27 protein-coding genes and 1 tRNA gene are annotated in these 26,389 nt (G+C 58.7%); 18 read left to right on the top strand and 10 right to left on the bottom strand.

All coding sequences use genetic code 11. The features are described from left to right. Position 1: 1 nt before the first annotated feature. From rdgB to rph, 3 genes are read right to left on the bottom strand one after another with little or no spacing between them, the layout of a single operon-like run. Complete coding sequence (rdgB, locus tag OQ273_RS19940; protein ID WP_267992681.1) at positions 2–628, bottom strand: RdgB/HAM1 family non-canonical purine NTP pyrophosphatase; 627 nt, start codon at positions 626–628, stop codon at positions 2–4. After that, positions 615–1,058 (bottom strand): VOC family protein, encoded by a 444-nt coding sequence (locus OQ273_RS19935; protein ID WP_267992680.1) that lies wholly within the window; start codon positions 1,056–1,058, stop codon positions 615–617. The genes rdgB and OQ273_RS19935 overlap by 14 nt, the downstream gene beginning before the upstream one ends. 10 nt (positions 1,059–1,068) lie before the next feature. After that, positions 1,069–1,788, bottom strand: coding sequence for a ribonuclease PH (gene rph / locus OQ273_RS19930; protein ID WP_267992679.1), 720 nt, complete (start codon positions 1,786–1,788; stop codon positions 1,069–1,071). 153 nt (positions 1,789–1,941) lie between these two features. On the opposite strand from rph, the gene hrcA reads away from it, so the two are divergent. The 3 genes from hrcA (at position 1,942) to OQ273_RS19915 (ending at position 4,497) form a co-directional block, all read left to right on the top strand. Then, positions 1,942–3,018 (top strand): heat-inducible transcriptional repressor HrcA, encoded by a 1,077-nt coding sequence (gene hrcA / locus OQ273_RS19925; RefSeq protein ID WP_267992678.1) that lies wholly within the window; start codon positions 1,942–1,944, stop codon positions 3,016–3,018. 108 nt (positions 3,019–3,126) lie between these two features. Further along, a complete protein-coding gene (gene grpE, locus OQ273_RS19920; RefSeq protein ID WP_267992677.1) occupies positions 3,127–3,795 on the top strand; it encodes a nucleotide exchange factor GrpE in 669 nt (222 codons plus the stop codon). Positions 3,796–3,861: 66 nt separating this feature from the next. Beyond that, positions 3,862–4,497, top strand: a complete 636-nt coding sequence (locus OQ273_RS19915; protein WP_267992676.1) for a trimeric intracellular cation channel family protein — start codon at positions 3,862–3,864, stop codon at positions 4,495–4,497. Here OQ273_RS19915 and OQ273_RS19910 read toward each other — a convergent pair. Next, positions 4,494–5,504, bottom strand: a complete 1,011-nt coding sequence (locus OQ273_RS19910) for an adenosine kinase (RefSeq protein WP_267992675.1) — start codon at positions 5,502–5,504, stop codon at positions 4,494–4,496. The two genes, OQ273_RS19915 and OQ273_RS19910, sit on opposite strands and share 4 nt — an antisense overlap. Positions 5,505–5,664: 160 nt before the next feature. Here OQ273_RS19910 and OQ273_RS19905 point away from each other — a divergent pair, with 160 nt between their 5' ends. Next, positions 5,665–6,381 carry a sulfate transporter family protein gene (locus tag OQ273_RS19905; RefSeq protein ID WP_267992674.1) on the top strand — a complete coding sequence of 239 codons (717 nt, stop codon included), beginning with the start codon at positions 5,665–5,667 and terminating at the stop codon, positions 6,379–6,381. On the opposite strand, the gene nth is transcribed toward OQ273_RS19905, so the two are convergent. Further along, entirely contained in the window at positions 6,374–7,144 is a 771-nt protein-coding gene (nth, locus tag OQ273_RS19900; RefSeq protein WP_267992673.1) for an endonuclease III, read from the bottom strand. The genes OQ273_RS19905 and nth overlap by 8 nt on opposite strands. Positions 7,145–7,166: 22 nt before the next feature. On the opposite strand from nth, the gene OQ273_RS19895 reads away from it, so the two are divergent. Next, on the top strand, positions 7,167–7,688 hold the full coding sequence (locus tag OQ273_RS19895) for a DUF2244 domain-containing protein (protein WP_267993158.1): 522 nt from the start codon (positions 7,167–7,169) through the stop codon (positions 7,686–7,688). A gap of 7 nt (positions 7,689–7,695) precedes the next feature. On the opposite strand, the gene OQ273_RS19890 is transcribed toward OQ273_RS19895, so the two are convergent. Continuing rightward, positions 7,696–8,925, bottom strand: coding sequence for a penicillin-binding protein activator (locus tag OQ273_RS19890; protein ID WP_267992672.1), 1,230 nt, complete (start codon positions 8,923–8,925; stop codon positions 7,696–7,698). Positions 8,926–9,074: 149 nt separating this feature from the next. Here OQ273_RS19890 and rsmI point away from each other — a divergent pair, with 149 nt between their 5' ends. Both rsmI and OQ273_RS19880 read left to right on the top strand, forming a co-directional pair. Then, a complete protein-coding gene (rsmI, locus tag OQ273_RS19885) occupies positions 9,075–9,959 on the top strand; it encodes a 16S rRNA (cytidine(1402)-2'-O)-methyltransferase (protein ID WP_267992671.1) in 885 nt (294 codons plus the stop codon). Then, positions 9,956–10,330 (top strand): YraN family protein, encoded by a 375-nt coding sequence (locus OQ273_RS19880; protein WP_267992670.1) that lies wholly within the window; start codon positions 9,956–9,958, stop codon positions 10,328–10,330. The genes rsmI and OQ273_RS19880 overlap by 4 nt, the downstream gene beginning before the upstream one ends. 58 nt (positions 10,331–10,388) lie before the next feature. Here the strand turns inward: OQ273_RS19880 and OQ273_RS19875 are convergent, their stop codons facing one another. From OQ273_RS19875 to OQ273_RS19865, 3 genes are all read right to left on the bottom strand, one after another. Further along, positions 10,389–11,381 carry a BMP family lipoprotein gene (locus OQ273_RS19875; RefSeq protein ID WP_267992669.1) on the bottom strand — a complete coding sequence of 331 codons (993 nt, stop codon included), beginning with the start codon at positions 11,379–11,381 and terminating at the stop codon, positions 10,389–10,391. A 192-nt stretch (positions 11,382–11,573) separates the two neighbouring features. Continuing rightward, the gene (gene msrA, locus OQ273_RS19870; protein ID WP_267992668.1) at positions 11,574–12,218 is read right to left on the bottom strand and encodes a peptide-methionine (S)-S-oxide reductase MsrA; all 645 of its coding nucleotides are present in this window, start codon (positions 12,216–12,218) and stop codon (positions 11,574–11,576) included. Between the two features lie 20 nt (positions 12,219–12,238). Then, positions 12,239–12,559, bottom strand: coding sequence for a hypothetical protein (locus OQ273_RS19865; protein WP_267992667.1), 321 nt, complete (start codon positions 12,557–12,559; stop codon positions 12,239–12,241). A gap of 302 nt (positions 12,560–12,861) precedes the next feature. On the opposite strand from OQ273_RS19865, the gene OQ273_RS19860 reads away from it, so the two are divergent. Beyond that, positions 12,862–12,952, top strand: a tRNA-Ser gene (locus OQ273_RS19860). A gap of 392 nt (positions 12,953–13,344) precedes the next feature. On the opposite strand, the gene OQ273_RS19855 is transcribed toward OQ273_RS19860, so the two are convergent. Continuing rightward, the gene (locus tag OQ273_RS19855) at positions 13,345–14,892 is read right to left on the bottom strand and encodes an ABC transporter substrate-binding protein (protein ID WP_267992666.1); all 1,548 of its coding nucleotides are present in this window, start codon (positions 14,890–14,892) and stop codon (positions 13,345–13,347) included. 176 nt (positions 14,893–15,068) lie between these two features. Between OQ273_RS19855 and OQ273_RS19850 the strand changes: the two genes are divergently transcribed. From OQ273_RS19850 to OQ273_RS19805, 10 genes are all read left to right on the top strand, one after another. Further along, the gene (locus tag OQ273_RS19850) at positions 15,069–16,745 is read left to right on the top strand and encodes an extracellular solute-binding protein (protein ID WP_267992665.1); all 1,677 of its coding nucleotides are present in this window, start codon (positions 15,069–15,071) and stop codon (positions 16,743–16,745) included. A 338-nt stretch (positions 16,746–17,083) separates the two neighbouring features. Continuing rightward, entirely contained in the window at positions 17,084–17,287 is a 204-nt protein-coding gene (locus OQ273_RS19845; RefSeq protein ID WP_267992664.1) for a hypothetical protein, read from the top strand. Positions 17,288–17,339: 52 nt separating this feature from the next. Next, on the top strand, positions 17,340–18,293 hold the full coding sequence (locus tag OQ273_RS19840) for an ABC transporter permease (protein WP_267992663.1): 954 nt from the start codon (positions 17,340–17,342) through the stop codon (positions 18,291–18,293). After that, positions 18,290–19,804: a sugar ABC transporter ATP-binding protein gene (locus tag OQ273_RS19835; protein WP_267992662.1), complete on the top strand. Its 1,515-nt coding sequence runs from the start codon at positions 18,290–18,292 to the stop codon at positions 19,802–19,804. Before OQ273_RS19840 ends, OQ273_RS19835 begins: the two co-directional genes overlap by 4 nt. After that, the gene (locus tag OQ273_RS19830) at positions 19,801–20,805 is read left to right on the top strand and encodes an ABC transporter permease (RefSeq protein WP_267992661.1); all 1,005 of its coding nucleotides are present in this window, start codon (positions 19,801–19,803) and stop codon (positions 20,803–20,805) included. Before OQ273_RS19835 ends, OQ273_RS19830 begins: the two co-directional genes overlap by 4 nt. 18 nt (positions 20,806–20,823) lie before the next feature. After that, complete coding sequence (locus OQ273_RS19825) at positions 20,824–21,816, top strand: sugar ABC transporter substrate-binding protein (protein WP_267992660.1); 993 nt, start codon at positions 20,824–20,826, stop codon at positions 21,814–21,816. A gap of 98 nt (positions 21,817–21,914) precedes the next feature. Beyond that, complete coding sequence (locus OQ273_RS19820; RefSeq protein WP_267992659.1) at positions 21,915–22,796, top strand: sugar phosphate isomerase/epimerase family protein; 882 nt, start codon at positions 21,915–21,917, stop codon at positions 22,794–22,796. A gap of 679 nt (positions 22,797–23,475) precedes the next feature. After that, positions 23,476–24,444, top strand: a complete 969-nt coding sequence (locus OQ273_RS19815; protein ID WP_267992658.1) for an ABC transporter permease — start codon at positions 23,476–23,478, stop codon at positions 24,442–24,444. Positions 24,445–24,448: 4 nt separating this feature from the next. Further along, positions 24,449–25,384 (top strand): ABC transporter permease, encoded by a 936-nt coding sequence (locus tag OQ273_RS19810; RefSeq protein WP_267992657.1) that lies wholly within the window; start codon positions 24,449–24,451, stop codon positions 25,382–25,384. Beyond that, positions 25,372–26,388: an ABC transporter ATP-binding protein gene (locus OQ273_RS19805; RefSeq protein ID WP_267992656.1), complete on the top strand. Its 1,017-nt coding sequence runs from the start codon at positions 25,372–25,374 to the stop codon at positions 26,386–26,388. The genes OQ273_RS19810 and OQ273_RS19805 overlap by 13 nt, the downstream gene beginning before the upstream one ends. Position 26,389: the final 1 nt, after the last annotated feature.

Below are 26,389 nucleotides of genomic sequence, written 5' to 3'. Positions count from 1 at the left end.
GTCAGCTCGTTAGGCACTGTTCGGCGAACAGCTTGAATGCCCGCGCGCGGTGCGACAACGCTTTTTCCTGTCCGGGTGTCCAGCCATGTTTCTGCTCGGCGCTCATCTCGCCGAAGGTTTTTTCATATCCTTCCGGCAAAAAGACCGGATCATAGCCGAAGCCCTGGTCGCCGCGCGGTGGCCACACAAGCGTGCCTTCCACCTCGCCGCGGAAAAACTCCACGTGACCGTCCGGCCAGGCCAGGCAGATGACCGAAACAAACCGCGCCGTCCGGTTGTCCGGCGCCCTGGCCTCAAGTTCCTCGTTGACGCGGCGCATCGCCTCGCCGAAATCCTTTTTTGGCCCGGCCCAGCGGGCCGAATAAATACCCGGCGCCCCATCGAGGCCGTCGACTGCAAGGCCGGAATCGTCCGAGAGCGATGGAAGGCCGGACGCGGATGCGGCCGCCCGGGCCTTCAGTTCGGCGTTCTCCTCGAACGTCACGCCGGTTTCTTCCGGCTCGTCGAGGGACAGCTCCGTCGCTGTTACCAGAGTATAACCCAGAGGGTCGAGAAGCTGCCTCAGCTCGCGCACCTTGCCCTGATTGTGGCTGGCGATGACCAGCTTCCTGTCTTCAAGTTGTCTCAATGCCCGTGTCCGTTTCTGTTCCGAAACCCCAGATGCGGGGTTCGGCGAATTCGATACTGTTGCCGGCCGGATCGCGCACATAAATAGATCGGCCACCGCCCGGCCAGTGAAAATCGGCCTCAATAGCGATATTCGAGGCTTCGAGCCGCGTTTTCATCGCGGCGATCTCCTCGGCCGTTGCCGCAAAGCACATATGTCCTTCGCCCTTTGCACCGTGCACCGGTACCGGCATTGCCGGATTGCCCGGGGGCTTGACCGATTCAGCTGGATTGAAGATCAGCAGCATGCCTTCGCCGCAGCGGAAGAAGACGTGCCGATTACCCGCGCGCGTCACCTTTTCAAGGCCCAGCACATCCCCGTAAAACCGCTCGGCCGCATCGAGGTCATCGGCATAAAGACCGGTTTCCAATATGTGGCTGATCGGTTTCATGGCGCGGATCTCAGGCGGCTGTTGCCAGCCGCTGCATCTCCACGAGGCTCGAGATGCCGTTCTTGGCAAGGCCCAGAAGACTGGCGAATTCGTCCTCGCTGAACGGTTCGCCTTCGGCCGTGCCCTGGATCTCGACAATGCCGCCCGAACCCGTCATCACGAAATTCGCATCGGTTTCTGCGGAGGAATCCTCGACATAATCGAGATCGATGACCGGCTGATTGAGGAAAATACCGCAGGAGATGGCCGCGATATGGTCTTTCAGAACCTTGTCGGCCGATACCATGCCCTGCGCTTCCATCCATTTGAGGCAGTCATGCAAGGCAATCCAGGCGCCGGTGATCGACGCCGTCCTCGTTCCGCCATCGGCCTGAATGACATCGCAATCGACGGATATCTGACGCTCGCCGAGGGCTTCAAGATCAACCACGGCTCTGAGTGAGCGGCCTATAAGGCGTTGAATTTCCTGCGTTCTTCCGCTCTGTTTGCCAGCGGATGCTTCGCGGCGCATCCTTTCGCCGGTTGCCCGGGGCAGCATGCCGTATTCCGCCGTCACCCAGCCCTTGCCCGCATTGCGCAGCCATGGTGGAACGCGCTCCTCCAGACTTGCAGTGCACAGCACATGGGTGTCGCCGAACTTGACGAGGCAGGATCCTTCTGCGTGCTTGGAAAATCCGCGCTCGAAGGAAACGGCCCGCATCTCATCGGTTTTTCTGCCTGATGGGCGCATAGAGGTACTCCTGTTCAATCCGTAACCGGTCCTAGCCTTCCTTTGCGGCGCTTGCAAAGAAAATGCACTATATAGGGTCCAAGCCGTTTGATTTTTTCGCGGTGACCGGGAAACTACGTGTATGGACGCTGCAGCAGCCAAGAGACCGATTGCATGAGTAAGGATTCGCAAATGGGTATCGAGCGCCCGGCTCGCCTTGATGACCGGACCCGGGAGATATTTCGCAGCATCGTCGAGCTCTATCTGGATTCCGGCGATCCGGTCGGTTCGCGCAACCTGTCGCGTGTCCTGCCGATGGCATTGTCGCCGGCCTCGGTGCGCAATGTCATGAGCGATCTTGAGGAGCTGGGCCTGATCTACGCGCCGCATATCAGCGCCGGCCGTTTGCCGACACAGCAGGGGCTGCGGTTTTTTGTCGACGCTTTCATGGAATCGGGCGATCTGTCCCATGAAGAACGCGACATGATCGAACGGCAGGTCAGCAGCGTTGAGCGCAACCAGTCGGTTGAAACCCTGCTGACGGAGGCCAGCCAGCTTTTGTCGGGCATGTCGCGCGGTGCCGGGCTGGTGATCACCAACAAGAACGATGCGGTCATCAAACATATCGAATTTGTCAGGCTCGAGCCCAAACGGGCGCTGGTCGTGCTCGTCGGCGACAACGACCAGGTGGAAAACCGCATCATCGACCTGCCGGCAGGCGTGACGGCGTCGCAGTTAACGGAAGCGGCCAATTTTCTCAATGCGCATATTGCCGGCCGCACGCTGAACGAGCTGAGGGGCGAGCTTAAAAAGCTGAAGAACGAGGTCAGCCGGGAACTGGATGCGCTGTCCCAGACACTTGTCGAACGCGGTGTCGCGGTGTGGTCGGGAAGCGCCGACGGTCAGCCCTCGCAGCTCATCGTGCGCGGCCGCGCCAATCTTCTCGATACGATTTCGGACATGGAGGAAATCGAACGCCTGCGTCTTCTGTTTGACGACCTGGAGAAAAAGGACGGCCTCATTGAGCTCTTGGAGCTGGCCGAAGCCGGCTCCGGAGTGCGTATTTTCATCGGTTCGGAAAACAAGCTCTTCTCCCTGTCCGGCTCCTCGCTGATTGTCGCGCCATACAGGGACGGGGAAGATCGCGTCATTGGCGCAGTCGGCGTGATCGGGCCGACCCGCCTCAACTATGCGCGGATTGTTCCCATGGTCGATTACACCGCCCAGATGGTTTCCCGCATGATCCGCTGAAAGTTGCGAATGCGGTGAATTCGGGCGGCCCTGTCCCTTGATTTTTTCCGCTGAAACCTCGATATGCGGGGCAACAAAGCAAAAACCGCTATAAAGGAAACTCGCACGATGTCCGACGAAACCAAAAAAACGGATATTGGAGCGGAAGATGGCGTGAATTCCGCTGCAGCCGGTCCTGCGGAGGCAAACCAGCCGGGTGAGCCCGGTCCGGCCGACACGGCTTCGCCAAACGACGGTCCGGAGGCAGGCCAGCCTTCGCCGCTTGAGCTTCTTGCCGCCGAACGCGACGAGCTGAAGGACAAATATCTGCGTCTTGCGGCGGAAATGGACAACCTGCGCCGCCGCACGGCGCGCGATGTGCGTGACGCCAAGACCTATTCCGTCTCCAACTTCGCGCGTGACATGCTCGCCGTTTCCGATGATCTTCGCCGGGCGCTCGACGCCATCCCGGCCGAAGCCCGCGAAACTGCCGACGCCGGTCTGAAGGCGCTGATGGAAGGTGTTGAACTCACCGAGCGCTCCATGCTCTCGGCGCTAGAGCGCCACGGCGTGACACGCCTGTCGCCCGCCGGTCAGAAATTCGACCCGAATTTCCATCAGGCCATGTTCGAGGTACCCAATCCCGACGTGCCCAACAATACCGTCGTCGAGGTGGTTCAGGACGGCTATGTGATCGGCGATCGTGTCCTGCGTCCGGCAATGGTCGGGGTTGCCAAGGGCGGGCCCAAGCAGCCTGTTGAGAGCCCCGCAGAAACAACGACCGGTGACGCCGAATAGGAAGCCTGTGATCCGGGCAATACCCATGGCGGTTGCCGTTTGTCGGTGCCGCTATATGCTGGCCGCGTGACTATTCTGAACCTGCTCGATTACACCGGTGTCGCGGTCTTTGCGGCAACCGGGGCGCTGGCTGCCTCGCGCAAGCAGCTTGATATAATCGGCTTCCTGTTTCTGGCCTCGATCACCGGCATCGGCGGTGGAACCCTGCGCGATCTCGTCCTTGGATTGACCCCGGTTTTCTGGGTGCGCGAACATGTCTATCTGCTGATATGCGCGGTTGTTGCGGTGCTGATTTTCTTTACCGCAAACAGGCTTGAGTCGCGGTATCGATGGCTTTTGTGGCTGGATGCGGCGGGCCTTGCCCTGTTTTCGGTCATGGGTGCCGCCATCGGCCTTTCGGCAACCTCATCGCCGGCGGTTGCAATTGTGACCGGCGTCCTGACGGCAACATTTGGCGGCGTCCTGCGCGACCTTTTGTCGGGAGAACAGTCGGTGCTGATGCGCCGTGAGATCTATGTAACCGCCGCATTGTTGGGAGCCGGCGCCTATGTGCTGGCGATCAGGCTGGACGTTGCCGGCGCTGCAGCATCCATCCTCGCCTTCGCGGTGGCCTTCACTATTCGTGGCGGCGCGCTTCGGTTCGGCTGGCGGCTGCCGTCCTACCGTCACAAGCGCGGCCGTCCGCCGCACAACAGTTCTTAACCGACAAGGCTGGCCGACATCAGCCCCGCATCGATACCGGCCTGTTTGAGGGAACTGTGCGGACGCGGTCCGATCTGCTGGATCACCAGCCCGGCGGCAAGGCTGCCGAGTTTGGCGCAATCTTCGAGCGACCGCCCGCTCGTATAGCCGTGAAGAAACCCGGCGGCGTAGAGATCCCCGGCGCCGGTCGTATCCACCAGCTCGCGGATGTTGATGGCATCGACCGATATGCGCTCGCCATTGCGCGCAACGGTCGATCCGCGTTCGCTGAGCGTGACGATGGCCAGCTTGCAGTCCTGCACCATCGCCTCAACCGCTGAGTCCAGTGACGAGGTCTGGTAAAGCGACATCGCCTCATGCTCGTTGGAAAAGACGATATCGACCGTCCCGCTGCGCATCAGGTCGAGAAATTCGTCGCGATAGCGGTCCACGCAAAAGGGGTCGGAAAGCGTCATGGAGACTTCCCGGCCATTGGCGTGTGCGATGTCCGCGCATTTGCGGATCGCCTCCTTCGCCATTGGCGGGTCCCAGAGATAACCCTCGAAATAGGTGACCTTGGACGCGGCGACGATTTCCTCGTCGACATCGCCCAGTCCCAGCTCGACACAGGCGCCCAGATAGGTGTTCATCGAGCGCTCGCCATCGGGCGTGACGAAAATCATCGAGCGGGCGGTGGGTGGCGGGCCGTCAAGCGGTTCCGTCCTGAAGACGACCCCTTGCGCGCGGATATCATGTTCGTAAATCCGCCCGAGCTGGTCTCGGGCCACCTTGCCGAAAAAGGCCGATTTGCCGCCGAAACTGGCGATCCCGGCGGCCGTATTGCCGGCGCTGCCGCCCGATGCCTCCACCGCCGGTCCCATGCGGCTGTAAAGCAGCTCGGCGCGGTCGGCATCAATGAGGTTCATTGCCCCCTTGGTGATTTCGTTTTCAATGAGAAACGTGTCTTCGCAGCGTGCGATGATGTCGACAATGGCATTGCCGACGCAAAGAACATCGAGTTCTTCCATGGGGCAACAGGCTCCCTTTGTGTTGTCCGCCGACCGTCCTAGACGGTTTCGATGTCAAATTGAAGCGTCAGATGGTGGAAAACCTTTGGTTTGCGGCAGTTGCATTGAATCCGGGCATCAAATCCCTATCTGAATGCCATGAACTACCCGGAAACCTCCCATGATCATTGAAGCCGCGCGTCTTGCCGGGCGCAATCTTCTTGCGCCTGAATCCCGGTCCGTCTTCTGGAAGATCCTTGGCATCACGGTCTTGATGCTTGTCGGGCTATGGACGCTTTTGCGCGGGCTTTTCATGGCCTATGCGCTGCCATGGCTTGAGCACCTCGTTCCCGGCGTCCCCGACTGGGCTGGCTGGCTGGGCTTTGTCCTGGCAATCTTCGCCGGGCTTGGCCTTGCCGTCGGTCTGGCCCTGCTGATTGCGCCGGTCACTGCTGTTGTCGCCGGCTTTTTTCTCGACGGCGTTGCCGAGATCATCGAAGGCCGCGATTATCCGGGTGATCGGCCGGGCGAATCCGTGCCGATTGGCAGGGCGATTGTTTATACGCTGAAATTTCTGGGTATCGTCATCGCCGGCAATATCATCGCGCTGCTGTTGCTGCTCGTTCCGGGTATCAACATCGTCGCTTTCCTGCTCGTGAACGGCTACCTGTTTGGCCGCGAATTCTTCGAGTTCGCCGCCATGCGTTACCGCAGTGAAGAGGAGGTGCGAATGATGCGCTCCAAATACCGGGCAACCATCTTTGCCGCAGGCCTGGTCATTGCCGCCTTCCTGTCCATCCCGCTGCTCAATTTGCTGACGCCGCTTTTTGCCGCTGGCCTGATGGTGCATCTGCACAAGATGTTGTCGGCAAAAGACCCAGAATTCGCTCTCAACTGATCGCCTTCTGTTCCACTGGCACCAGAGCCGCCGGAATGTCGCAGGTCTTTTCCTTTGATTTGCAGATATCGGCAATCACACAGGCCGCGCAATCGGGCTTTCTGGCCTTGCACACATAGCGCCCGTGAAGGATCAGCCAGTGATGGCCATGCTGCAGGAACTGGTCCGGGATTGTCCGCAGCAGGTTTTCCTCGACATCGTCGACGGTTTTTCCGGGCGCCAACCTGACCCGGTTCGCAATCCGGAAGATATGCGTGTCAACAGCCATCGTCGGCTGTCCGAAGGCCATGTTGAGCACCACATTCGCCGTCTTGCGGCCAACGCCCGGCAGCTCCACCAGCGCATCGCGGTCAGGCGGAACCTCGCCGCCATGATCTTCAATTAGTGCTTTTGACAGGGCGATGACATTTTTTGCTTTGTTGCGGTAAAGGCCGATGGTGCGGATGTGCTCGCGCACCTTGTCTTCGCCAAGCCCGAGCATTTTTTGCGGCGTGTCGGCGGCGGCAAACAGCGCTCTCGTTGCCTTGTTGACCCCGGCGTCGGTCGCCTGCGCGGACAAAACCACCGCGACAAGAAGCGTATAGGCATTAACGTGTTCCAGCTCGCCCTTCGGTTCCGGCCGCTGCACGCTGAAGCGGTGGAAGATCTCGGTGACCTCATCCTGGCTGTAGGCGCCCTTGGGCAACCTTTTGCGGCGCTTTCGCGGAGCGGCCGTGCCGGTTTTGGTGCCGGCGCGGGCGGATTTCATTTTGGCCTTTTCCATGAACACTCTATATTCTGACGCTATGAGGGAACGCAATGCCATCCATGGCGACGGACCGGTCAACAAGGTCCGCGACAATGAGGCGCCGGTTTTCGAGGCGCTGCTGACGCCGCACCGCTCGCTGTCGCGGACGGGCTTTGTTATATTGATGGTCATTGTCGTCGCTGCCACGGCCTTCCACGGGCTGATTTTCGCCGTCGCCGGCGCCTGGCCGGTGACCGGCTTTTTTATTTTCGATCTTGTTCTTCTTGGCGGCGCATTCTGGTTGAACTACCGGGCCGCCAGGGCGCGTGAGGTGGTCAGCGTCTCGCGTACTGATCTGTCGATCCGAAAAGTCGCACCCTCGGGGCGGGTGCGTGAACACCGCTTCAATCCGTTCTGGGCTCGATTTCACATTGCGCGACATGAAGAGTTCGGCATAACCGGTATGCGCGTGACCGGCGAGGGAAGGTCGACGGATGTCGGGTCTTTCCTCAATCCGGATGACCGCGAGAGTTTCGCGCAGGCTTTTGCCGGAGCGCTCGCCACCGTGCGCCGGAACTGATTGCCTGCTAGAACTGCGCCGGATCAAAGGTGCTGAACTGCTGCGGTGCCGGATCGACGACAGTCACGTCGCCTTCCTGAACCTGATAGACCGCAAGCCCGCGCTGCGTGTCGCCGTTCGCCTGAAAACGGAATATACCGGTCACACCGCGAAAGCCGCGCGGCCGCTCTATGCTTTGGCGCGATAGCGCAGCCGGGTTGCCGGTCGTCAGCAGGTCCGCAACCATTGTCACGGCGTCATATCCAAGGCCCGCATTGACCGTCGGATCGGCCTGAAAGCGTTCCTTGTATTGCACCTTGAAGGCCTCAAACCCCGATTGATCCATATCGGCAAAGATTGCGCCCTGAAGGAAGGGCGACGACAGTTTTGACGACCGCCACTGGCCCGTACCGATCAAGCGCTTGTCGCGCAGCTTGACACCCTCGCTTTGCAATACGCGCGCGATCGCGATCGGTGCCGTTCCGCCATCGGGAATGAAGATCGCATCGGACTGTTCGACCGCCGGCAGCACCTGCTGGACGGCGGCGACAACGGATTCATTGTTGTAGTCATAGCGCGATACGCCGTTCAGTACGCCCCCGCGCGCCTGAAGTGTCGCACGCAACTGGCGTTCCACCAGCGCGCCATAGGCTCCGTTGGGCAATATGGCGGTGAAGGATGTCAGCCCGATTCCGGTCGCATAGGAAACGGTCCTGTCCACCACCTGGTTGGGAAGGAACGACATCAGGAACACGCCGCCTGAAGCTGCGGAGGGATCGGACGAAAAGGCGATCATGACGCGGTTTTGCGGGCCGGCAACTGAGGCCGCGGATGTCACGCTTCCCGAAAACACCGGTCCCAGAATGATGGCCGAGCCCTCGCGAATGGCTTCCTCGGTGCGGGCAATCGCGCCGGCAGCCGTTCCGGTTGTGTCCTTGATCACCAGCTCCATCGACTGCTGGCCTCGGGTTTCGATCGCAAGCTCGGCCGCATTGCGGTATTCGCGGGCAATGGTGGCGCCATTGCCCGGTGCGGACAGCGGCAGCAGCAGCGCGACCCGTGTCACACCGGTGCCAAGCACTTCGCCAGTTGCCGGGCCGGTCTTGACCGGAAGACTTGTCAGCGGCGCCGGTTCCGTCGGGCCACTGCCCTGGGGAAGACCGTAATTGGCTGCCTGACAGGAGGACAGCACCAACGCCGCACCCAACAGGGCCGGAATCGTGAGTTTTTGCGCTGCCTTGCCAAAAATACGTCTCATCCCATCTCCCGGCCCGTGCCCGGTTTGTGCCGGGTCCCATTCTGTGGCATTTGCCGCTGTGGCAAGATGCGTACATATTGCCTATCGGCCCCCGGGTAAAGATCAAGGGCAAGCTGGCGCGTCCCACAGGATAATGGAAAACTGAACGAATGCACGGATCGTTTCAAATCGGCGCGCATAGCCTCCAGGCCCCTGCCGTGGAGCCGGGTCTTTATCTGGTGGCAACCCCGATCGGCAATCTGGCCGATATCACCCTGCGCGCCTTGCAGGTGCTGGCAAAGGCCGATGTGCTTGCCTGTGAGGATACTCGCGTCACAAGAACGTTGCTGAACCGCTATGCCATCGCGACAAAACCTGTCGCCTATCATGAACACAATGCGGACCGGGCCGGCCCGAAGCTGATTGCGGCGCTGAAAGAGGGAAAAAGCGTCGCACTTGTCAGCGATGCCGGAACGCCTCTCATATCGGATCCGGGGTTTCGCCTTGTGGGTGACGCGCTTGACGCCGATCTGCCGGTTATTCCGATCCCCGGCGCATCGGCGCCGCTTGCGGCGCTTGTCGGCTCGGGCCTTCCGACAGACAGTTTCTTTTTCGCCGGGTTTTTGCCGGCTAAAGACAAGGCGCGCCGCGAACGGTTTGAGCGCCTTCGAGACGTGTCCGCAACCCTCGTCCTTTTTGAATCGCCGCGGCGTCTGGCCGCTTCGCTCGAGACGGCTTCGTCCGTGTTGGGCGGCGAGCGGCCCGCATCCGTCTGCAGGGAGCTGACAAAGGCATTCGAGGAAATCCGCCGCGGCACCCTTGCGGATCTGTCCGGGCACTACCGCAGCGCCGATACCGTCAAGGGCGAAATCGTGCTGGTCATCGGGCCGCCGCCGGCGCAGGCCACAAGCGAGGAGGAGGCCGAGGCCTTGTTGCGCGAACTTATCCGGACACACTCTCCGGCGCAGGCCGCAAGCGAAGCCGCGCGCCGCACCGGGCTTCCCCGAAAGACCCTCTACCGGCGCTTGCTGGAAATCAAGGACGAAGCGGATTGAAGGACGATCCGGCGACGGCCCTGCAAAAGAAGAAACGGGCCTATCGGCGCGGCCACATTGCCGAGTGGCTGGCGGCGCTTGCCCTCAGCCTGAAAGGATATCGCATCGTCGCGCGCCGGTTCAGGACCAAGGCAGGCGAGGTCGACCTGATCGCCCGCAAGGGTGATCTTGTTGCCCTGATTGAAGTCAAGGCTCGGGCAGGTGAACGCGAGGCGGTGGATGCTGTTACCGCGACGTCGGCGCGGCGCATCGCTGCTGCCGGCGATATCTGGCTTTCGCGCCAGCCCGACGCAGCGAGGCTTTCGCTGCGCTGTGACATTGTCGCGGTGCTGCCCTGGCGCTGGCCTCGGCATTTCCCCGGAGCCTTCTGACAAAAAAGCCGCCGGCATAATGTCCGGCGGCCTGATATTTCTATCGCGGGATTGCTGCTTAGTAAGGGCAGTTCTCGTCCGACATATAGTCGTGCACGGTGATCTTTCCGGCGATGATGTCGGCCTTTGCCTGCTCGACAGCGTCGCGCATGTCCTGATCGACCAGCTTGGCGTTGTTGTCATCCATGGCGTAGTCGACACCGTTCTCGGCAAGGCCAAGTACGTTGAAGCCATAGGTGAACTTGCCGTCATTTGCGTCATTGAAGGCATTGTAGACAGCCACGTCGACGCGCTTGAGCATAGAGGTCAGGACCGAACCGGGCTGAATACCGTTCTGGTTGGAGTCGACGCCGATGCCCAGCTTGCCTTCATCGGCAGCCGCCTGCAGGACGCCGATGCCGGTGCCGCCAGCGGCTGCATAGACAACGTCTGAACCCTGTGCGATCTGTGACTTGGCGATTTCGCCGCCCTTGACCGGATCGTTCCAGGCATCCGGTGTGGTGCCTGTCATGGCTTCAAGAACCGTTGCATCCGGATTGGTGGCTTTCACACCGCCCGCATAGCCGCAGGCGAATTTGCGGATCAGCGGAATGTCCATTCCGCCGATGAAGCTCACCGTGCCCGAATCGGAGGCCTTGGCGGCCATCACACCGACGAGGTAGGAACCTTCCTGTTCCTTGTAGACCACGGAGCGTACATTCGGCAGGTCGACGACCATGTCGATAATGGCGAAATTCGTATCGGGAAATTCAGCGCCGACCTTTTCAAGCGCTGCGGCCCATGAGAACCCTGCCATGACGATCGGGTTGTTGCCGTCGCGGGCGAACTTGCGCAGTGCCTGCTCGCGCTGTGCGTCGTTCTGGATCTCGAAATCGCGATACTCAATGCCGGTGTCGGCCTTGAACTTTTCAGCTCCGTTATAGGCGGATTCGTTAAACGATTTGTCGAATTTTCCGCCCAGATCGTAGATGATGGCAGGCTTGATATCGGCCGCCAGTGCGGTCGCGGACATCGCTGCCAGTGCAAAGATGCTGAGTAGTGTTCGCTTCATATTCACCAACCCTGTGTTGTTCCGTTTTATCCTTTTCGCCGCGTTCATACGGCTTATTCAAAGCCTTTGAGGCCGGAATTCCGGCAAGGCTCTGCCATATCCTTGCATGGCTACCAGCAAAGATCACGTGAAAAATGAACCGTTTGATCAACAAACGCAATCGAATGATCGGCTTACGGTTTACGCCAGAGTCTATCCGGTGGCACAGGCAACCCCGGTGCCTCTCACGCCACAATAACCGTTCGGGTTTTTGGCCAGATATTGTTGATGGTACTCTTCGGCGAAGTAAAACGGACCGGCGGGCGCGATTTCAGTGGTTATCCGGTGGCTGATGCCGGCTGCTTCGAGCGATGCCTGATAGGCATCTTTGCTGGCGCGTGCCTGCGCGAGCTGAGCGTCGTCCACCGTATAGATGGCGGACCTGTAGGTGGTGCCCACATCATTGCCCTGGCGCATGCCCTGCGTTGGGTCGTGCCCTTCCCAAAAGATCTTCAAAAGATCGCCATAGCTGACCTTTAGCGGATCGTAGACAACAAGCACGACCTCGGCATGTCCGGTCATGCCGGTCACGGTCTCTTCGTAGGTCGGGTTGGGAGTTGTGCCCCCGGCATAACCGGCCGCGGTCACGAAAACGCCGTCGCGCTGCCAGAACAGGCGCTCGACGCCCCAAAAACACCCCATGGCGAAATAGGCTGTTTCTTGGCCTTGCGGGTAGGGTCCCTTGAGTTCATGTCCGTTGACAAAATGCCGGCTCGCCGTTTGAAGCGGCTCGTTTCTGCCCGGCAAGGCATCCGCCGGATCGGGCATTTCAGACTTCCTGCTAAAAATACTGAACATGGTTCGGGCCCCGCGAAAGGTTAGCGCGCAGCGAACCTGCCTGCCGGTCTCGGGCGCCGCCAGGCGACGAGATAAAGGATCAGCGACAGGGCAAGAAAAACGCCCCATGTCGGCTGCAGCAGGATCCACTGCACGATTGGATCCCATATATATGGATGAACGTTTCGCTGGATCAATGCCTGGGCAAGGTTGAGTGTGTCCGGGCTGAACGAATACCACGCCGAGCCGAGCGGCGTTATGATGACCTCGGAGGCGGCCAAAGAACGGATTGCGTCGATCACAGCGCTGATGACGGCCACGATCAGCGCCAACAGGCTGATTGCCCGCAGAAGAAACCGCATGACGGTTGGACTCCCATCCCCTTATTTGTCTTTTTGATTCCACGCTCGGCCGGTCGCCCCCCGGCTCTTTCCAACATGCATAGCGCAAGTCGGCATCACGTGGAAATCAACTGCTTGAAATATACTTACCGGCGTTTTGTTTTCTGTGCGGAAACTCACACCGCCGTACGGAAACCGGTTTTCGGGGCGTCCGTCTGCCGCACCGTCATCAAAGCGTCAGATTCTGGTTGATCCTGGCCATGGCTTGACTATATTGCGCGCCGGTTCGGCAATCGGTTTTGTTCCCGAGGCCGGACCGCAGCGGAGAGGTGGCCGAGTGGTCGAAGGCGCACGCCTGGAAAGTGTGTAGGCGGTGATACCGTCTCGAGGGTTCGAATCCCTCTCTCTCCGCCATTCAGTCCCCGAGATTCCAGTCTTGCCTTAGCACGTGCGCACAAAGCCCCGCTTTTGGACATGTGCATCCGTAAAAGCACCGGCCATTGTCGAAGCGATGGCGTGGATAGAAGGCGTCGCCAAATCTTGCAGAATTGATGATCTCTCTAAAGGCCTTGGAGACAAGTCAGGCGCCAGAAGGACGACATATAAAACTATATGGTTGGCGCAGAAGGCGGCGGACATAAGAAAGAAACACGTGATCGCTGACGCGATGAGCCTGCGAGCCTTACGGGCCGGGCGCCGCCCCCAACGCGGTTATGCTCCACAAAGCTGAGTTTACAGCTGAATCACGTCAGGAAAGATTGAGGCGCCCCCGATGGACCGGGAGCGCCTGTTTTGGTTGTCACAAATCAGTCTTTGGGTTTCATGTTCACTGCAAGGATGCGGTGATCGAGACCGAAGTCCCACTCATAGCCTTCAGGAACTCCATAAGCTCTCTGCAGAAGGCCGACCGCGCCCATGATGTAACGGTCATGACCCTCCTTCACGAGCTCGCGCAAGGCCTGGTGACGTTCATCTCCGACCAGTGCTCCGGCCGCGGCAACCCGGGCATCAAAGTCCGGATCGCAGAAGACCGAAATGATGCTGCCGCAAAGGTAGTGGGCGCTGAATTGAGCGGCATAGTCCATGAGCGGATTGCCTTGAGGGTGGAGCCACATCCCCGAACGGGCAGGATCAGGCTTGGTGGTCACCCACGGGTTGAAGACACCGGGCTCTTCAACGGCAACTGTCGTTGGAACCCCGATACCGTTCAGCATCGCGCCCATGGCTTCAATCATCTCGCCGTTTCTTGGCGTGGATCCAAGCCGCGTCGCGATATGGATCGTCGGTATGTCCTGACCTTCGCCCTTCAGCTCTTCAATCAGAGCCTTGGCCTTGACCGGGTCATACGCATACTGGGAAATACCATCATGGAAGCCGGTTGCAGCCGACGGCAGCAATTGGCCTGCCAGCGGCTCGCCCAGCCCCATCAGGTTGATGCGGATTCCTTCCCAGTCGATGCCGGTGAAGACCGCCTCGCGGAACCTGAGGTCCTCCAGAACCGGTTGTGCGCCGTGATAGTCCAGGCGAACGCTGAGGAATGTGTCGGATCCCTTTACGATACAATCAACGCCGCTGGCCTCATTGAAACGGTCGCATTCCTCCTTGGTCAGGAACATCGCAACCTGGGCCTCGCCGCTTTCCACCATCGCCGAACGGACGGCTGGCTCCGGTCTCCATATGACACGCAGGCTGTCAAAGTGGATATCCCCGTAGGTATCTTCCGCGTCGTTGCCCCACCAGTCCGGATTGGCCTTTGCAGTCCAGTACTGGCCTTGTTTCCATTCGTCGAAAATATAAGGGCCGGTGCCGATGGGATGGACGTCATGATCCGCCGGATTTTCCAGAATCTGTTTGGCCGATGTCAGGCCTGCCAGATAAATCCGCCTCGGAAGCAATGGGTCTGGGGATTCGGTGTTAATGGCAAGGGTCATGTCATCAACAGCCTCGGCCGTTATCTGAGGACCCATCATCTCGCGGATGCTGAAGTTGTTCTCATCGCTGTAAAGCCAGTTGATGCTGACGGCCGCAGCTTCGGCATCCAGGTCGGTGCCGTCGTGGAATTTCACACCTTCGCGCAGCTTGAAGTGCCAGGATGTCGGTTCAACCTGCTCCCAGCTCAACGCGAGCATGGGCAGCACTTCATTGGTAGCCGGATCCAGCCGGGTCAGGTTTTCGATGACATTGCGCAGTCCAACGCCGTTGATCTCCTTGTAAGTGACCTGAGCCTGCATGGATTGCGGCTCCTGGTTGGCGACGACAACAAGCTCCCCGCCCCCTCCGGCGGCATGCGCGCTTCCGTAGAAGCATACCGCGAAAGCAGCGCCGAGCATTTTCGTCCATGGTGATCGTGCCATTAACTTCCTCCCTTTCTATTTTCTGTCAGGAGTGGTACTAAAATCTAATTTGCAACCGGTTGCAAAAAATATCCCCGACGGAAGGAATTCAATCACAATGCTCGGATTCCGCTAGCTGGAAAATGTTCATTTTGAACTTTCTGAATGTATTACCGTCGGGGTGAGGGCTCAAAAAGATGACCAAAGAGGAGTTGATCCAGACCATCGAGTTGCTGGAACGTCTGCGTAACCTCAAACATCTTTGGGTTGAAGAACCGATCTCGGATCCACTTATGGTCATGTCGCTCTTCCTGATGAAGCGCCATCTCATGGGGTATTTGACGACACCCACCAGTTTGGCCCAGGCCGCTGAGGTGCCTTACACAACCGCCACGCGCCGGGTGGCGCAGATGCGCAATCAAGGCCTTATCGACCTACGGCCCCGGACCAAGTCGGGCCGCTCTTTTTCGGTGCACCCGAGCCCCAAGCTCATTGCCAAGATGACATCATTGTTGATGGCAACCCAATCCGCAGTCGCCATCAGCGGCACGGCAAAGGTCGGCTCCCGGCGGTCCCGGAGGCCGGCAGGCCGCGATTTCATCGGTGCGCCTCCGATAGCCAGCAACAGTCTTGGTTTTGGCAACGGCCTGGAAATTCTCGTTGTTGAAGATCCCGCCTATTCCTTCGGCAAGCCTTTGAGGCGGGAGTTAAACTATCTTATGGGCGGTCAGGCCCGATTTCATGAAGCTTCCATCGATTCGCTTCGCCAGAAGATTCTGGACAACAGCGAGTTGCCTCAATCCCGTTACGATGTGGTTGCGGTCGACTTGCCGATGATCGCCGAATTCGCGCAGCGTGGAGTGCTTGCCCCACTGGATGATGTGGCTGGCGACAGTCAGCTCAACAGCTCAGACTTTGTGTCGTCTGCTTGGCGTGGCACGGTTTTCGCCGGCAACCAGTACGGAATACCCATTCTCATCAATCCCCAATTGCTGTTCTATCGCAAGGATCTCTTCGCGGATTTGAATATCCCGCCGCCGCACACAACGGCCCAGCTTCTTGAGGCAGCGCGTGTATTGCACCGTCCGTCAATCGGACAGTACGGGGTGTCATGGACCGCCGCGCGCGGTGGCCCGGTGGGGCAGGCATTTATTCAGTTCCTTGCGGATTTCGGACAGCCTGTGTTTCAGCTTGACCGGTCGGTTGGCGGCTTTCAAACCAGCCGCCTTAGCAACAAGGCCCTAAAGCCGCTTATCAATACGGATCGCGGTCACCTGGCGGCTCGGTTCATGATCGATTTGCTGGCCGTTTCCGCGCCTGACGTTCTTTCCATGGGTTGGGATGGTCAGGTGGATCTTCTGCGTGAAGGCAAAGTGGCTATTGCCTATGAATGGGCAAGCCGAGAGGCGCAGTTAAATGGCTTTGCAGCGGCTCGGGAACTTGATTATCTGCCCCATCCGAGGGGTGCGATTGAAGGCGACAGGCAGCCCCGGTCCAGTGTGGCGCCCATTGGCGGCTTTGCGTTCGGCATTCCAAGCAATATCGCTCCTAACCGCCTTCGGACCGCATGGAATGCGATTGAATGGATATCTTCACCGGAAGTGATAAAGCTGCTTGTGCAGCATGGCGGGCATGTTACGCCGCGCCTGAGTGTCGGATCTGATCCGGACGTACAACAATTGTCGCCCATGATCACCGCAGTGGATCAGATGGCCAGGCGAGGACAAATAAGACTGTGGCCACGTCCACCTGTTTCCAGTTTTTCCTCGGTGGTTTCCATCCTTGGGGAAGAGATTCACGACATGCTCAGCGGCAAGCAGTCGATCTCAACGACATTGCAACGATCGCAGGAACGCGCTGATCAGTTGTCGTAAGCCCCTGTAAACAAACAATTGTTCAAAATGAACTTCTTTGATCTTGTTTGAATTTGGGTTCCGATGACGAATTCTGGGCGACGGAATGGTGCACGGGAATACCGAATTTCAGCATGAGTGAACTGGCCGTTCTTCGCCCCGACGGGGCGTATTTTTCAAGCCAGTTGCGCCTCATGCACGAGACGGTCTGCACAGCATGGAACGGTCGGGGAGAGCATAGGGAGGAAATCGAGAAAAGCGGGTAATTGCGCCCCCAGGGCAGTCCGCTCGGTCGAGGCGCGCAGAGACTTGGGCAAGTCATAAACAAACTCACAAAAAGCCCAAATGCGAGGGAGCAGATGAGAGATCAAGACATTTCCGCTGAGGCCGGCTGGAACGCTTCGGCGCCACCAGACAGGTTCATCAACCGCACCGGAAATATCGTCAACAACGACGATCCCGAAGGCTTTGTTGTGATCCAGGACGGGCTCGATCCTGACCGCAATAGGAGCGCGCGCAGCCAAAGGCAGCTCGAAGCACCCGGTCGGAAAGGCGCAAAATAGTCATGTATCCCGGCGTTTTAACTGATCGCAACAAGCCGTTTGAGGGGGTGAAATGACTGCCCTTCTGGCCGGGCGACATTCCCAGTATCTGGGAAACCTCGTCATCGGCCTGCTTGTGATCGGCCTGCTTGCCGTCATGTATGTGAACGCGCCCTCGTTCTTCCGTGTTAACAATCTCATCAACGTATTGGTCCAGGCATCCATACTGGGCACACTGGCCATTGGCCTGTGCTTCGTATTTGTCGGCGGCGGGATCGATCTTTCACTTCCCGCCACAATGGCCTTCGCCGGCATCATCGGCGCAATGCTGATGCGCGATACGCAGATGGTCTGGATCGGCCCGCTGGCCATGCTCGCGGTCGGCTCGCTTGTCGGGGCATTCAATGGCTTTGCCGTCGGTTTCCTGTCGATGAAGCCATTTGTGGTGACGCTTGCGACAATGACCGTCGTCGGTGGTTTCTCGATCTGGATTACGGCTTCACAAAGCGTATTCGGGCATCCGTATGTTTTCGAAGACATTTTCCTCTGCCGTTTTCTCAGTCTGCCGGTATCGGTATGGGTATTTTTCCTGGCCATCATTGCCGGACAATTGTGCCTTGAAAAAGCGCCCTACGGACAGAAACTGCGCGCCGTGGGATACAATGAACGCGCGGCGCTTATCGCGCGTGTGTCAACCGGCAAAATCGTTTGGGGGTCCTACGTCATTGCAGGCGCAGCCGCAGGTCTGACGGCTATTTTCCTTGTCGCACGTCTGGGGTCGGCATCCGCCAAACTGGGTAGCGATGCCTTGCTGCTTGATGTGATCAGCGCCTGTGTCATCGGGCGTGTCAGCATATATGGCGGCATCGGCACGCCTCTTGGCGTCGCGCTTGGAGCCCTGGTCGTCACACTGATCACCAACTCGCTCAACCTTTTCGGGATTTCGTTCTTTGCCAGTCTGGTCGTGAAAGGCGCAATCATCCTGCTGCTTGTCTATATCGACACGATCATGCGGAGGCGCGCATGATCGGCCAGAACATTTTGGAGATGAGCGGGATCGTCAAGAGCTTCGGCGGCGTCAAAGCTCTTACGGACGGGAACCTGTCGGTCAGGCAAGGCGAGATCTGCGCACTCATGGGAGCCAACGGCGCTGGAAAAAGCACGTTGATGAACATCCTCGGCGGTGTGTTGCAGCCGGATGCCGGCGTCATCAAGCTCAACGGCGATACGGTCTCAATCCAATCCGCCAAGGACGCAATGGGTCACGGCATTGCCTTCGTCCATCAGGAACTGACGACGTTGAACACGATGACCGTGGCGGAGAACATTTTCATCGATGCCTTTCCGGGGCCCGGCTATCGCATAGACAGGGCGCAGATGTACGAGCGCTCCGCTGAGCTTCTGGCGCTTGTCGGCTGCCAGGTGTCGCCTCATCAACCGACGTCGTCACTCAGCACCGGTGACCGGCAGTTGGTCGAGATTGCCAGGGCGATGAAGGCCGAGCCGAAAATCATCATTCTGGACGAGCCGACCTCCTCCCTTTCGGTGCCCGAGAGGCAAAAGCTCTTTGAGTTGATGGCCTCGTTGAAAGCCATGGGCGCCTCGATCATTTTCATCAGCCATTTTCTCGAAGAGGTTTTTACCGTCTGCGACCGGGTCACGGTCATGCGCGACGGCCACACCGTTTCGACGGAGAATGTTGCCGACACATCGCGCACGAAGGTTGTTGAGCAAATGCTCGGCAGCATTCACGAAACCGACCGTATTCGCCAGCCCAATACCCATCCCGGTAAGGTGCTGGTCAGCGTCGATCGATTGGATGGCGGGCCGCTTGTCAACGACATCAGTTTCGAAATGCACCGCGGCGAAATTCTGGCGCTCTGGGGGCTTTTGGGTTCGGGCCGCACAGAACTGGTGCGTGCTTTCACCGGGCTTGACCCGACAAATGGCGGCCGGATCGCATACCGCGAAACGGACGGTACTACGATCCCGTTGAAACCGTTTGAACTGCGTCAGCGGGCCGGGCTCGTGACCGAAGATCGGCGCGCGGAGGGGCTGGTGATGCCGTTCTCGATTGCTGGCAATATTTCCCTGCCGAATATGAAACCGCTGACCGGACCGTTTGGCCTTTTGCAGCGTCGCAAGGAAAACGATATGGCCAGCGCAATGGTCAACCGCATAGGGATCAAAGCATCTTCGGTGACCCAGCCCGTCGGCACCCTGTCCGGTGGCAATCAGCAAAAGGTCGTGTTCGCGCGCTGGCTGAACCTGCTGCCGGAGATCTACATTTTCGACGAACCGACACGGGGCCTCGACACAGGCGCCAAGACTGAAATCCTCAAACTCATTGTCCAACTGGCCGAGGACGGTGCGGCGATCCTGATGATCTCCTCCGAGCTTGAGGAGCTCATGCGGGTGGCCGACCGGTATTTGATCATAAAGCGCGGACACATCGCCAACACCCTGCCTGGGAGCGCCTCCCAGAATGATCTGATGGAAGCGGTCTCATCGCGCGACAACGGCGAGGAGGCGGCATGAAAACAAGTGGAAAACCGTCCTGGTTTGCCGGCGCCGATGATTATATCGGCATCGTTGCCGTTCTTGTTCTCATTGCAATCGGCTTTGCTGTTGCGGCACCAAGCTTTGGCACGTTTTCCAATCTGATGACGATGCTGCACGACATGGGGCCGATGACCCTTGCGGCCTGCGCCGTCGGCGTGACGATCCTTGCCGGAAAGATCGACATTTCCATTGGCTCGATGGTGTTCCTGTCGGCCTCGACAGGTGCCCTGATCATGGAGAGCACCGGACTTCATCCCGTTTTCGGCTTTGCGATCATTCTTGTGACGGCCACGGCGCTTGGTGCCTTCAACGGGTTTTTGATCGCCGTTTTGCGCATCGACGCACTCATCGCAACGCTCGGCACGATGATCGCCTATCGAGGCCTTGGCCTTGTGTATACGGAAGCGCGCGTTGTTGGCCTGCCTGAGGTCGCGCGATCCTGGGGCAACACCAGGATTGGTCCTGTTTTTGTCGATGTTCTCATCATTGCCCTGGTCATATTGGTCGTACACTACGCCTATCGCAGAACGGTTCTGGGCCGCCACATCAATGCCGTTGGCGACAATGAAGCCAACGCCACTCAACTTGGGATACCGACCGGCAAGACCATCTTTCTTGTCTTCACTTTGTCGGGCTTTTTGTCCGGACTTGCGGCAACCGCCAGCTTCAATCAGGTAGGCTCGGTCAGCGGGTTCCTCGGCCGCGGCCTCGAGTTTGACGCCATTGCAGCCGCCGTCGTCGGCGGCATCAGCCTGTCGGGCGGCCGTGGAACGATTTTCCCCGGCATCGTTTTGGGCGCCTTGGCCTTTCAGATGATTTTCAACGGTCTGAACCAGATTGGTGCGGACCCTTACATTTATCAGGTCGTCACCGGCGCTCTGATATTTGCCGCCATGTATGTGGACGCACTCAAACGCGGAAATGCGTCCTGGCTTTCAAGGTTGACACGTGGCTTCAGACCAAGTTCCGCGAAATAGCAACAAGGGAGTGAGAACATGTTGAGAGCAAGGGAGTTGGCGGTTGCATCAATCGCGGTGGCCGGATTTCTGTATGCCGGAGCAGCGGTCGCGGCCGAAAAAAAGGTCATTGGCCTTGCCTGGAACGCCAAGGAAAACGCCATCGTGCTGGCCTGGGAACGCTACATGCAGCAGGAGGCCGAGATACAGGGGCCGGAAGCGGGGTTTGATCTGGAATTCGTCATCAATGTTGCGGATGCGGACCCGACGCGGCAAGCCGCCAATATTGAAGACCTTATCAACCAGGATGTGGATGTGATCATTGCCCGTGGTGAGGACTCTGCCGCGATCGGCGCCTCCATTCGTGCCGCGGCGCGTGCAGGCATTCCGTTTATCACTTTCGACAAAACCTCATCGACATCGCAACCGGATGCGCATGTGGGTGGCGACACCTACAATCAGGCGATTACGACGTCCGAGGCCTTTGTCAAAATGATCGAGGACAAGGGCATTCAGGCCAAATGTATCGAGTTGCAGGGTGCGCTGAAGGACAACAATGCGGTCTACCGCCACGACGCGTGGCATCTGGTGACTGACAAATCCGATTCAGTCGAAACGCTGCAAACCGTTCCGACCGAATGGAACCCTGAAATTTTCAGGTCCGGCACGGTGAATGGCTTCACTGCGCACCCTGAAGCAAACTGCATGTTCCTTGCCAGCGACTTTCCGATTTCTGCGGTGAGAGCCGCTTTGGAAAGTCTGGACCGCTGGGCGCCCGTCGGTGAGCCCAATCACGTCTATATCGCGACACAGGATCTGTTCCCGGAAGCCGTGACCCTGATGGAGCAGGGCTACCTGGATGTCGGAACGACCTATGATGCCTTTGAGCAGGCACAGGAAGCGATCCGGGTTGCAATCGTACTGATGAACGGCGGCGATCCGGAGTGCAGCGATCGCGGTTGCCTCAAATCCGGCCGTGTGGTGACGCCGGAAAACATCGGTCAAATCGAAAACCACTGGGCCAAGGAATAGTTTGGACCCGGGCGGAATGCGGCAATGCGCGTTCCGCCCGCCAGTTCTCAATGATCCCGGATGATCTCTTCGATCGGGCCACGGACAGGAGAAACACAATGAAGCAACCGGAACTCGTAGCGACCTACTGGACAATGAACGGCGATTGCGCCCCTGACGGTCAGGACCTGGTCAGCCCGATCGACTTTCGGGAACGGGTCGAGATGGCGCGTGACGTCGGTTATGTCGGTATCGGGTTCCATCATGCTGACGTCATGTCGGTCTCAGCCCGCCTGGGCTTCGATGAAATGAAGCGCATACTTGACGACAACGGCATGAAATATGTCGAAGTCGAGATGATCACCGACTGGTTCGTCAGCGGTGAACGCAGAAAGCGTTCGGATCAGGTTCGAAAAGATCTCCTGCACGCCGCCGAACGCCTCGGAGCCTGGCATATCAAGATTGGCGGCGATTTCGACAACGACGGCAGGAACGACTGGCCCATGGATCACATGATCCGCGAGTATGAAATCCTTTGTCGTGAGGCAGCCGATGCCGGCACCCGCCTGTCCCTCGAGATTCTTCCCTTCGCCAATCTGGCAACGATTGACCAGGGCGTGGCGCTGAGAAACGGAGCAGGAGTCGACAATGGAGGGGTGCTCGTCGACATCTGGCACATTGCCCGCGGCGGCATGAGTTATGATCAGGTCAGGGATATGCCGAAGGAGGCGATCACCTGGGTGGAACTGAACGATGCGCTGCCTGAGGTTCAGGGCACGCTCTTTTACGACACGGTCCACTGCCGCGAACTTCCGGGAGACGGTTGCTTCGACGTTCCGGCCTTTCTCCACGCACTGCATGATGCCGGCTATGAAGGCCCCTATGGTGTCGAGATCCTCTCCGACAAACATCGGCAATTGCCACTTTTTGAGCAGGCGAAGCAGGGCTTCGATGCGACGATGAGACAATTCGAGCTTCTGGATCAGCGACTGCAGGCCTGATCCGAGCAATGGCGACCCGGCAACGTCCGGCGCCATCAAAAATTGTGGTTTTCAAGCGCTGCACGCCGGCAAGACTCCGGAAGTAAGCCATTGCAAAGCTTTGCAATTTTTTGCTGGAGCTGTGAATTGCAGAGGAATTGAAAAAAAATCGAAATACCAACCGCAGGATAAAACCGATTAAAATCAAGCGAGTAAGAATTACGCGTCAGTCCGGACCTTTGCGCCCGTGACGATTTTGTCTTTGCAACCGGTTGCAAAAGACCACGGAGGTGCTAGCCTTTCTCCCGATAAGGCTTCTTGGGAGGGTGCCTTTGGTGGGGCAAGCAGCTTGCTCCATTTGGCGATGCTCACCGGACAGATTGATTGCCGTCCGACCGGGAAGCGGATCGAAGAGCCATGTCTTTTGGGGGGAACCATGCGCAATAAACCATCCGAAGCACGATCCTTGTTTCGACCTGTCTCATGGTTTGTTCCCGTCGGACTTTTGCGGCGGGGCGGTGATGTGGCGACGGGATTTGACCGGGATTTCGGGGCGGACCACCGCGCTATTTCGGTCAACGTGAAGCAACAGGAATTTTACGAAGCAGGATAACTCCCGAGACGGGCTGTCCGCATGGTTTGCGCGGGCAGCCCGCAGACTGCGCAGATAGTGTTGAGAACCTCAACGGTTTGGATGAAGATGAATAGAGCCCAGATCAATTTTATAATTCGACGGATCGTTTCTTCAATCACCGTGCTGCTTGTGGTGATGACGCTGGTCTTTCTAGCGGACCGGCAGATCGGTGACCCTGCACGAATGGTGCTCGGCAATGCCGCAACCGAGGAAGCCGTGCTCGAGTTGCGTCAGCGCATGGGTCTGGAGGACCCGCTGTCCGAGCAATATGTGCGCTTCATCGGCGGGATTTTTACCGGTGATCTGGGAGACACGTTTCGATATGGTATCAGCAAGCCGCTGGTTCATGGTGCCTTCCCGGAATCACGTGCCACATTGCCGATCGTACTTGAGAGACTGCCCGCAACCTTCTTTCTGGGAGCGGTGACCATACTGGTCGCCATTATGGTGGCGATACCCATTGGCATCTACGCGGCCATGAACCCGCGAACGGTGGCCGACCGCATCATAGGGGTCTTCGCGCTCGGGTGCGTTTCCGTTGTCGAATACTGGTTCGCACTTGTTCTGATCCTGATCTTCGCAGTGCATCTGGGCTGGCTGCCGACCTCCGGATACGGCTCCTTTTCCCACGTGATCCTTCCTGCGATCGCACTGGCGCTACGGCCCATCGGGCGAATAGCACAGATCACCCGGTCGTCGATCATGGATGAGTTGGCCAAGCCCTATGTCGCAGCGGCGCGGGGCCGGGGAATTCCCCGCTGGCGGATCGCCTATATTCACGCTCTACGAAACTCGGCCGTGCCGGTCATCACGACAATCGGCGACGAGACCGTGACCCTGGTTACCGGCGTCATCATCGTCGAGAGCATTTTCGGATGGCCGGGTGTGGGTGCGCTGACCGTGGATGCCCTGGCGATCCGCGATGTCCCGCTGATCGAGGCAACCATCTTTGTGCTTCTCATCGTTGTCCTGACCATCAATCTGCTCGTCGATCTGAGCTATCTGATCCTCGATCCTAAACTCGGGAAAGGGTAGGGCCATGGAAGGCAAGCTGGACATGCCGGTCGGCACCGAGGAAGAAGCCCGCGAGCAGAAGATCACCTTTGTGCACATCCTCAAGGCGTTGCTGCGCGAGCCGGTCGTCCTGCCGGCTGTCATCTTTCTGCTGATCCTGCTCATTGCAGCCCTGTTCGCGCAGTTCCTGGCTCCATACGATCCGTTACTGCCCAACATTTTTCACGGCCAACTGCCGCCTTTATCCTATGCGAAGGGCACCGATGGCTCGTTGCAGTTCCACCTCCTCGGTACGGACGCTCTTGGCCGCGATCTGCTTTCACGGCTGATGTATGGCGCCCAGGCTTCCGTGGCTGTCGGGGTGATCGCCGTGCTCATTTCCTCGATCCTTGGAACGAGCCTCGGTCTCCTGGCCGGGTATTACGGCGGTTGGCTCGAGACCGTCGTCATGAGGGCGGCGGACGGCTTCATGGCGGTGCCGTCACTGCTCGTTGCCATGTTTGTACTCTTCATCGCCGGCGGCGGCCTCGTAAACATGGTGCTGGTGCTGGCGGCCGTGCGTTGGGTTGTCTATGCGCGTCTTGCCCGCGGCATTACGCTGTCCTATCGCGAGTCGTCCTTTGTCGAGGCGGCCCGCACCATCGGCGCGGGCGATGCGCGGATCATGTTTCGCCATATTCTGCCCAATATGGTGTCTCCGCTGCTGGTTCTGGCAACGCTCGAAGTCGCCTTGATGATTTTGGCGGAGGCGGGCCTTAGCTACCTCGGCTTCGGCCTGCAGCCGCCAGAGCCCTCCTGGGGCCTCATGATCGCCAGGGGCAGAGAGTATCTGCGCGAAGCCTGGTGGATGATCACATTCCCCGGACTGGCGATTTTTCTCACGACATTAAGTCTCAATCTGTTGGCCAACTGGGTTCGCGCAATCAGCGATCCCGTGCAGAGGTGGCGATGGCTGATCTAATGCCCGATCAAAACACGACCGAAGCTCCGATTCTCGAGGTCTCGGGCCTGAACGTCTTTTTCGACACGCCCCATGGCAAGCTTCATGCCGTGCGGGACGTCAGCCTTGATATCAGGCGCGGTGAGGCCCTGGGTGTGCTTGGAGAATCAGGGTCCGGAAAAAGCGTCAGCTTCAACTCGATCATGGGCCTGTTGGAAACGCCGCCGGCGACCATTCAAGGCAATGTCCGTTATGGGGATATCGATCTCCTCAACGCCTCTGCCGAGGTCAAGAGATCAGTCCATGGAGACCGGATATCGATGGTTTTCCAGGACGCGATCACCTCGCTCAACCCGGCCCTGACTGTTGGATATCAACTGGCCGAAATGTATCGCGTTCACCGGCCTGGCACGTCCAGGCAGGACGCGCGCAAAAAAGCCATCGAACTGATGGAGCAGGTCAAGATTCCGGCCGCCAGCCAGCGTGTCGGCTATTACCCGCACGAGTTTTCAGGCGGCATGTGCCAGCGCATCATGATTGCCCTGGCGATCGCCCTTGAACCCGATATCCTGATTGCCGATGAGCCGACGACCGCTCTCGACGTGACGGTTCAGGGCCAGATCATGCAGTTGCTCGAGGAGCTGCGTGCTGAAACCAATATGGCCATGGTGCTCATCACCCACGATATCGGTCTTGTGGCGGAAAACACCGACCGGCTTCTTGTCATGTATGCGGGACAAATCGTCGAAAGCGGACCGACAACCGATATTATCAACGGGCCGATGCACTACTACACGATCGGATTAATGAACTCGATGCCGACGGCCGACAAGAAAGGCCAGGAGCTCGGCGCAATTCAAGGCTCGCCTCCCGTGATGTCGGCCTTGCCGCCGGGTTGCGCCTTTGCGCCGCGTTGTGTGGGAAAGCAGCAACGCTGCCTGACTGAGGTGCCGCAAAGCATGGCCCTGCCCGGCAATCGCTCGAGTGCCTGCCATTTCGCCGAACAGCTTGGGGGTGGCGCTTAGA

It is taken from the genome of Hoeflea prorocentri (assembly GCF_027944115.1).
Taxonomy (GTDB): domain Bacteria; phylum Pseudomonadota; class Alphaproteobacteria; order Rhizobiales; family Rhizobiaceae; genus Hoeflea_A; species Hoeflea_A prorocentri.
The sequence above is the reverse complement of the archived record's forward strand: the minus strand, read 5'-3'. Positions and strand labels throughout refer to the sequence as shown.

What these genes read in the sequence shown, in the direction of transcription:
- OQ273_RS19935 (WP_267992680.1), bottom strand. Translation starts at nt 1,058, where the DNA reads ATGAAACCGATCAGCCACATATTGGAAACCGGTCTTTATGCCGATGAC.
- rph (WP_267992679.1), bottom strand. Translation starts at nt 1,788, where the DNA reads ATGCGCCCATCAGGCAGAAAAACCGATGAGATGCGGGCCGTTTCCTTC.
- hrcA (WP_267992678.1), top strand. Translation starts at nt 1,942, where the DNA reads ATGAGTAAGGATTCGCAAATGGGTATCGAGCGCCCGGCTCGCCTTGAT.
- grpE (WP_267992677.1), top strand. Translation starts at nt 3,127, where the DNA reads ATGTCCGACGAAACCAAAAAAACGGATATTGGAGCGGAAGATGGCGTG.
- OQ273_RS19910 (WP_267992675.1), bottom strand. Translation starts at nt 5,504, where the DNA reads ATGGAAGAACTCGATGTTCTTTGCGTCGGCAATGCCATTGTCGACATC.
- OQ273_RS19905 (WP_267992674.1), top strand. Translation starts at nt 5,665, where the DNA reads ATGATCATTGAAGCCGCGCGTCTTGCCGGGCGCAATCTTCTTGCGCCT.
- nth (WP_267992673.1), bottom strand. Translation starts at nt 7,144, where the DNA reads ATGGAAAAGGCCAAAATGAAATCCGCCCGCGCCGGCACCAAAACCGGC.
- OQ273_RS19895 (WP_267993158.1), top strand. Translation starts at nt 7,167, where the DNA reads ATGAGGGAACGCAATGCCATCCATGGCGACGGACCGGTCAACAAGGTC.
- OQ273_RS19890 (WP_267992672.1), bottom strand. Translation starts at nt 8,925, where the DNA reads ATGAGACGTATTTTTGGCAAGGCAGCGCAAAAACTCACGATTCCGGCC.
- rsmI (WP_267992671.1), top strand. Translation starts at nt 9,075, where the DNA reads ATGCACGGATCGTTTCAAATCGGCGCGCATAGCCTCCAGGCCCCTGCC.
- OQ273_RS19875 (WP_267992669.1), bottom strand. Translation starts at nt 11,381, where the DNA reads ATGAAGCGAACACTACTCAGCATCTTTGCACTGGCAGCGATGTCCGCG.
- msrA (WP_267992668.1), bottom strand. Translation starts at nt 12,218, where the DNA reads ATGTTCAGTATTTTTAGCAGGAAGTCTGAAATGCCCGATCCGGCGGAT.
- OQ273_RS19865 (WP_267992667.1), bottom strand. Translation starts at nt 12,559, where the DNA reads ATGCGGTTTCTTCTGCGGGCAATCAGCCTGTTGGCGCTGATCGTGGCC.
- OQ273_RS19855 (WP_267992666.1), bottom strand. Translation starts at nt 14,892, where the DNA reads ATGGCACGATCACCATGGACGAAAATGCTCGGCGCTGCTTTCGCGGTA.
- OQ273_RS19850 (WP_267992665.1), top strand. Translation starts at nt 15,069, where the DNA reads ATGACCAAAGAGGAGTTGATCCAGACCATCGAGTTGCTGGAACGTCTG.
- OQ273_RS19845 (WP_267992664.1), top strand. Translation starts at nt 17,084, where the DNA reads ATGAGAGATCAAGACATTTCCGCTGAGGCCGGCTGGAACGCTTCGGCG.
- OQ273_RS19840 (WP_267992663.1), top strand. Translation starts at nt 17,340, where the DNA reads ATGACTGCCCTTCTGGCCGGGCGACATTCCCAGTATCTGGGAAACCTC.
- OQ273_RS19835 (WP_267992662.1), top strand. Translation starts at nt 18,290, where the DNA reads ATGATCGGCCAGAACATTTTGGAGATGAGCGGGATCGTCAAGAGCTTC.
- OQ273_RS19830 (WP_267992661.1), top strand. Translation starts at nt 19,801, where the DNA reads ATGAAAACAAGTGGAAAACCGTCCTGGTTTGCCGGCGCCGATGATTAT.
- OQ273_RS19825 (WP_267992660.1), top strand. Translation starts at nt 20,824, where the DNA reads ATGTTGAGAGCAAGGGAGTTGGCGGTTGCATCAATCGCGGTGGCCGGA.
- OQ273_RS19820 (WP_267992659.1), top strand. Translation starts at nt 21,915, where the DNA reads ATGAAGCAACCGGAACTCGTAGCGACCTACTGGACAATGAACGGCGAT.
- OQ273_RS19815 (WP_267992658.1), top strand. Translation starts at nt 23,476, where the DNA reads ATGAATAGAGCCCAGATCAATTTTATAATTCGACGGATCGTTTCTTCA.
- OQ273_RS19810 (WP_267992657.1), top strand. Translation starts at nt 24,449, where the DNA reads ATGGAAGGCAAGCTGGACATGCCGGTCGGCACCGAGGAAGAAGCCCGC.
- OQ273_RS19805 (WP_267992656.1), top strand. Translation starts at nt 25,372, where the DNA reads ATGGCTGATCTAATGCCCGATCAAAACACGACCGAAGCTCCGATTCTC.